The sequence below is a fragment of the Streptomyces tateyamensis genome (genome assembly GCF_003205575.1).
In the GTDB taxonomy this organism is placed as follows: Bacteria; Actinomycetota; Actinomycetes; order Streptomycetales; family Streptomycetaceae; genus Kitasatospora; species Kitasatospora tateyamensis.
Genome location: NZ_PYBW01000179.1, coordinates 1 through 6,141, shown reverse-complemented (window position 1 = coordinate 6,141; position 6,141 = coordinate 1). Strand labels below are relative to the sequence as shown.

The 6,141-nt window shown below is 69.9% G+C and carries 3 protein-coding genes; all 3 read left to right on the top strand.

Going from position 1 to position 6,141, the window contains the following annotated elements; genetic code table 11:
- A partial coding sequence (locus C7C46_RS36050; RefSeq protein ID WP_220040730.1) for a hypothetical protein occupies positions 1-184 on the top strand: 184 nt, incomplete at its 5' end.
- Positions 185-238: 54 nt separating this feature from the next.
- On the top strand, positions 239-2,263 hold the full coding sequence (locus C7C46_RS37485; RefSeq protein WP_110673335.1) for a discoidin domain-containing protein: 2,025 nt from the start codon (positions 239-241) through the stop codon (positions 2,261-2,263).
- A 296-nt stretch (positions 2,264-2,559) separates the two neighbouring features.
- A complete protein-coding gene (locus C7C46_RS31465; RefSeq protein ID WP_146259291.1) occupies positions 2,560-5,982 on the top strand; it encodes a beta-glucosidase in 3,423 nt (1,140 codons plus the stop codon).
- The last annotated feature ends 159 nt before the right edge of the window (positions 5,983-6,141 follow it).

The window sequence follows — 6,141 nt, the reverse complement described above, 5'->3', positions numbered from 1 at the left end:
GCACCTGATCGAGCGGCAGGTCGAACTGGACACTCCCCATCACCAGGGGAGGGCCAGAGGCTCTCGCCGACTCGACACCAACGCCCTGGCCGGCGCCACCCGCTGGCTGTGCGTCCGGCGCAAGACCGTTGCGACAGGGCCGGAACGCCGCCATCGACATCCCCCACAAGAGAGCGCTCTCTGAGCCCTGCTCAGGCCTCTCCCGTCTACTTCGATCTGTGCTGAAAGGTACGGCAACATGTTCTCCATCCCCACCCGCCGCAGCGCCACGCGTCGGGCGCCACGGCGCGGCCGCGCCGCTGCGACCTCGATCCTCCTGCTCGCGGCGAGCCTGACCGGCTCGTTCGCCGCCACGCTCGGCACCGCCGCAACGGCTCACGCGGACACGGCCCCGCCCCCGCCGGCGGGTTGGACCACGGTGTTCAGTGACAGTTTCGGGGGTCCGGCCGGCTCCGCGCCGGCTGCCGCCAACTGGCTCTACGACATCGGCACGGGCTACGGAACCGGTGAACGCGAGCAGACCACCAACTCGACCAACAACGTCTACCAGGACGGCAACGGTCACCTGGTGCTCAAGGCGATCAACAACGGGGGCACCTGGACCTCCGCCCGGATCGAGAGCACTCGCGGCGACTTCGCCGCCCCGGCCGGCGGGAAGATGGAGATGACCGCCTCCATCCAGCAGCCGAACCCGGCCAACGGCCTGGGGTACTGGCCCGCCTTCTGGGCCCTCGGCTCACCGATGCGAACCGGCGGCGGCTGGCCCGGCGCGGGCGAGCTCGACATGATGGAGGACGTGAACGGCCTCAACCAGGCCTCGCAGACGCTCCACGACAACGCCGGCAGCAGCGGGCACGGGCTGATCGCCTGCCCCGCCGCGGGCTCCGGCTGCCAAACCGGCTATCACACCTACTCGGTGATTGTGGACCGCACCAACACCAGTGCGGAGAGCCTCCAGTTCGTGATGGACGGCACCGTCGAGAGCACGGTCACCGAAGCCTCGGTGGGCACGGCCGCTTGGCAGCAGGCCATCGACCACGGCTTCTTCATGATCTTCGACCTGGCCATGGGGGGCAACTACCCGGACGGGGTGCAGGGTTCGGCGACCCCGACCGCGGCCACCACCTCCGGCGCCTCGATGAGCGTGGCCTACGTAGCCGTCTACGAGCAGGGCGGTAACTCCACCCCGACCGCTACTCCCACCGCGACCGGCCAGGTCACCGGTGTCGGCGGGGTGTGCCTGAACAACCAGGCAGCGCTCAACACCCCGAGCAACCCGATCGGCGTCGGCAACTGCGACGGCAGCGCGGGCCAGCAGTGGTCGCCCTACACGGACGGCACGTTGCGCGCACAGGGCGGCTGCCTGGACGCGGTCAGCGCCGGCACCACCAGCGGCACCGACGTGGACTGGTACCCCTGCAACGGCACTGCCGCCCAGGGCTGGACCCGCCAGGCCAACGGCGAACTCGTCAACACCAACTCCGGTCTGTGCCTGGGGGTTCCGGGCGGGAACACGTCCGCCCGACTGGACATCGAGACCTGCACCGCGGCGGCCACCCAACTGTGGACCCTGCCGGCCGGGAGCGCCGGCAGCAACACGGTGACAGTCACCAACCCGGGCAACCAGAGCGGCACCGTCCAGACGGCAGCCTCCCTGCAACTGCACGCGAGCGATTCGGCGTCCGGACAGACCCTGGCCTACAGCGCCGCCGGACTGCCGGCAGGCCTGTCGATCAACGCCGCCACCGGGCTGATCTCGGGGACGCCGACGGCGGCCGGCACCTCGAACGTGACCGTCACCGCCACGGACTCGACCGGAGCCTCCGGGACCACCGCCTTCACCTGGACGGTCAACCCCGCCGGTGGCGGTTGCGGGACGACGAACCTGGCCCTGAACAAGCCCGTCACCGCCTCGTCCACCGAGAACGTCGGCACCCCCGCCACGGCGGCGGTGGACGGCAACTCCGGTACGCGTTGGTCCAGCGCGGCCAGTGACCCGCAGTGGCTCCAGGTGGACCTGGGCAGCGTGCAGTCCATCTGCAAGGTCACGCTCAACTGGGAGACCGCCTATGCCACCGGTTTCCAGATCCAGACCTCCAACGACGCGACCAACTGGACCTCCATCTACTCCACCACCACCGGAACCGGCGGCACCCAGACCCTCAACGTCACCGGCACGGGCCGCTACCTCCGCCTGTACGGCACCGCCCGGGCCACCCAGTACGGCTACTCCCTCTGGGAGTTCCAGGCCTTCGGCAGCTGACACCGAGCTTGACGTCCACCTCACCGGTCACCCGAACCCTCCCACCAGACCCGGGCTGAACCTCACCCGGGAGTTGTGATCCGCGCCGGTCGACCTGCGGCTGATCATCGCCGCAGGTCGCCGTCGTCGCCCTCGCAGACCGGGCGGCAAGCGGTTTCTCGACGACGCATCGGTGCCCGAACTCGACCGGTCGCCCCATCCGAACCCGCGCGGCCAACTCGGCGGTCCGGCCCGGACCCACGGTGAGCCGGTGACCGCGCGGTCCGCCGCAACCAGCAGAAACGGAGCGCCAACGTATGGACGCACGACCCCACCCCGCGAAACGGTTCCGCTCGTACCGACGCCGTCCGCGCGACCGCCGCGCCCTCCAGGTCGTGCTGACAGTGGTGGCCCTGGTCCTGTCGAGCGGCTTGGCCGCCGTCAGCAGGCCGGCCGCTGCCGCCGACCAACCGTGGATGAACACCGCCCAGTTGCCGCTGGACCGCGCCAACGAGTTGCTGGCAGTCATGACCCAGGCCGAAAAGCTGGCCCTCATGCACGGTGGCCAGAGCTGCGGCTACGTCGGCTGTATCGACGCCAACGCCCGGCTCGGGATCCCGGCGCTGCGCCTGCAGGACGGTCCGGCCGGCGCGGGGGACGGCTTCACCGACGTCACGCAGCTGCCGGCGCCGGTAGCGGGTGCGGCGAGCTGGGACACCGCGCTGATGAACCAGTACGGCCAGGTGCTGGGCTCCGAGCAGTGGGGCAAGGGGACGAACGTGGTGCTGGCCCCGACCATCAACATCGTGCGCGATCCGCGGTGGGGCAGGGCGTTCGAGTCCTTCGGCGAGGATCCCTACCTCGCCGGGCAGATGGGCGCCGCCGACATCCAGGGCATCCAGAGCCAGGGCCCGATGGCCCAGGTGAAGCACTACGCGGTCTACAACCAGGAGACCAACCGGAACAACATCGCCGACAACGCGGTCGTCTCCGACCGCACCGAGCGGGAGATCTACCTGCCGGCGTTCGAGACCTCGGTGAAGCAGGGCGGCGCCGACTCGGCCATGTGCTCGTATTCGGCTGTCAACGGCGCCTTCGCCTGCGAGAACGGACAGCTGCAGAACACCGTCCTCAAGGGCGACATGGGCTTTACCGGGTTCATCACCTCCGACTGGGGCGCCACCCACTCCACCGTCGCGTCGGCGAACAACGGCCTCGACATGGAGATGCCCGGCAGTGACTACTACGGCTCGGCCCTGACCACCGCGGTCGACAACGGCCAGGTGTCCCAAACGACGATCGACGACCACGTCCGCCGCATCCTGACCTCGATGTTCAAGGCGGGGCTCTTCGACCGCACCCAGTCCGGCTCCCCGAGCGCGGTCGTGACCAGCGCTGCCCACAGCGCCGCCGCGAAACTCGTCGCGCAGGAAGGGTCGGTGCTCCTGAAGAACGCCGGCCCGGTCCTGCCGGTCGGCACCGCCACCGACTCGATCGCCGTCATCGGCAACGATGCCGGAACCAACGCGGCGACCCAGGGCGGCGGCAGCGCGGCGACCAACGCCCCCTACCTGGTCACGCCGTACCAGGGCATCAAGAACCGGGCCGGCACCGGGGTGAACGTGACCTACGCGCAGGGCGGCGTGAGCGCCGACGGAGCGCTCCCGCCCGTGGACAGCGCGTACCTGACCCCGAGCGCGGGCAGCGGTGCCGGCCTCACCGCGTCCTACTACAACAACACCAGCCTGTCCGGCACCCCCGTGGTCACGCGCAACGAGTCCACCGTCGACAACGTGTGGGGCGGTGCCTCGCCGGCCCCGGGAGTCAACGCCACCAACTGGTCGGCCAAATGGACCGGCACGCTGCAGCCGCCGGCCACCGGCACCTACCAGCTGTCGCTGACCAGCGACGACGGGTCGAGGGTCTACGTCAACGGCCAGCAGATCATCAACAACTGGTACAACCAGGGCAGTACGACCCGCACCGGCAGCGTGTCGCTGACCGCCGGGCAGCCGGTCAGCATCGAGGTCGACTACTACAACGCAGCCGGCGCCAGCAACGCGACTCTCGGGTGGACCATCCCCGGCCAGTCCCCGCACGACCAGGCGGTCGCGGCCGCACGGGCGGCCAAGCTGGCCGTCGTGTTCGTCTCGAACTTCGAGTCCGAGGGTGGCGACCTGACCGGCATCGACCTCTCGGCCGCGCAGAACACGCTGGTCGCCGACGTGGCCGCGGCCAACCCCAACACGGTCGTCGTCGTCAACAGCGGCTCGGCCGTGACCATGCCGTGGATCAACGCGGTCAAGGCAGCGGTCGAGGCGTGGTACCCGGGGCAGGAGGACGGCAACGCGATCGCCTCGCTGCTCTTCGGCGACACGAACTTCAGCGGCAAGCTCCCGGTGACCTTTCCCACCGCCCTCTCGCAGGGGCCGACCTCCTCGGCCGCCCAGTGGCCCGGCCAGAACGGGCAGGTGCAGTACTCCGAGGGGCTCAAGGTCGGCTACCGCTGGTACGACAGCCAGAACATCACGCCGATGTTCCCGTTCGGCTTCGGGTTGTCGTACACCACCTTCGCCTACGCGAACCTGACGGTCGGACAGCCGGACGCGAACGGCAACGTGGCGGTCGGCTTCGACGTCACGAACAGCGGCTCTCGGGCGGGGGCCGAGGTGCCGCAGGTGTACGTCGGCCAGCCCGGCTCGACCGGTGAACCGCCCAAGAACCTGCGGGGTTTCACCCGGCTCACGCTCAGCCCGGGCCAGACCCAGCACGTGGCGATCACCCTGGACGCTCGCAGCTTCCAGTACTGGAACAACGGCTGGACCAACGCGTCCGGCAGCAACACCGTCTACGTCGGCTCGTCCTCGCGGGACATCCGGCTCACCGGCACGACCACGGTCGGCGCCGGCACGGGCGGCGGTACGCAGACGGCGCTGCCGCGCACCGGCTGGACGGTGTCCGCGTCGGCCACCGGCGGCGGCGACGTGCCGGCGAACATGCTCGACGGCAACACCGGTACCCGCTGGAGCACCGGTACACCGATGGTCGGCGGCGAGTCGTTCACCCTCGACATGGGCGCCGCCAAGAGCTTCGACCGGGTGGTGATGGACTCGGCGGGCAGCTCGGGCGACTACGCCCGTGGCTACCAGGTGTTCACCTCCACCGACGGCACGAACTTCGGTAGCGCCGTGGCCACCGGCACCGGTACCGGCGCTGCGGTGACGGTGACCTTTCCGGCGACGACGGCCCGCTACGTCAAGGTCGTCCAGACGGGCTCCTCCAGCAGCTGGTGGTCGATCGCGGAGCTGAACGTCTTCACCGACGGTTCCGCCGGCGGCACCGGTGCGGTCCTGCCCCGGACGGGATGGACCGCGACCGCGTCGGCCACCGGCGGCGGCGACGTGCCGGCGAACATGCTCGACGGCAGCACCAGTACCCGCTGGAGCACCGGTACACCGATGGTCGGCGGTGAGTCGTTCACCCTGGACCTGGGCTCGACGAAGACCTTCTCCAAACTCACCATGGACTCGGCGGGCAGCTCGGGCGACTACGCCCGCGGCTACCAGGTGTTCACCTCCACCGATGGCACGAACTTCGGCAGCCCCGTGGCCACCGGCACCGGTACCGGCGCTGCGGTGACGGTGACCTTTCCGGCGACGACGGCCCGCTACGTCAAGGTCGTCCAGACCGGGTCCTCCACCAGTTGGTGGTCGATCGCGGAGGCCGATCTCTACAACTGACAGTCCGCTCCTCGATCCTGGCGAAGGCGTCGAAGGTCCACACCGAGAGGCCGGCCTTCCCGTTCCAGGCCTGTGCCTGTGCTCCTCGACGCCATCGGCCCACCTCCCCAGCGGCTGCCGGTAGGTTGGTGGCCACCGACCTAGTACTACAGGGATAGA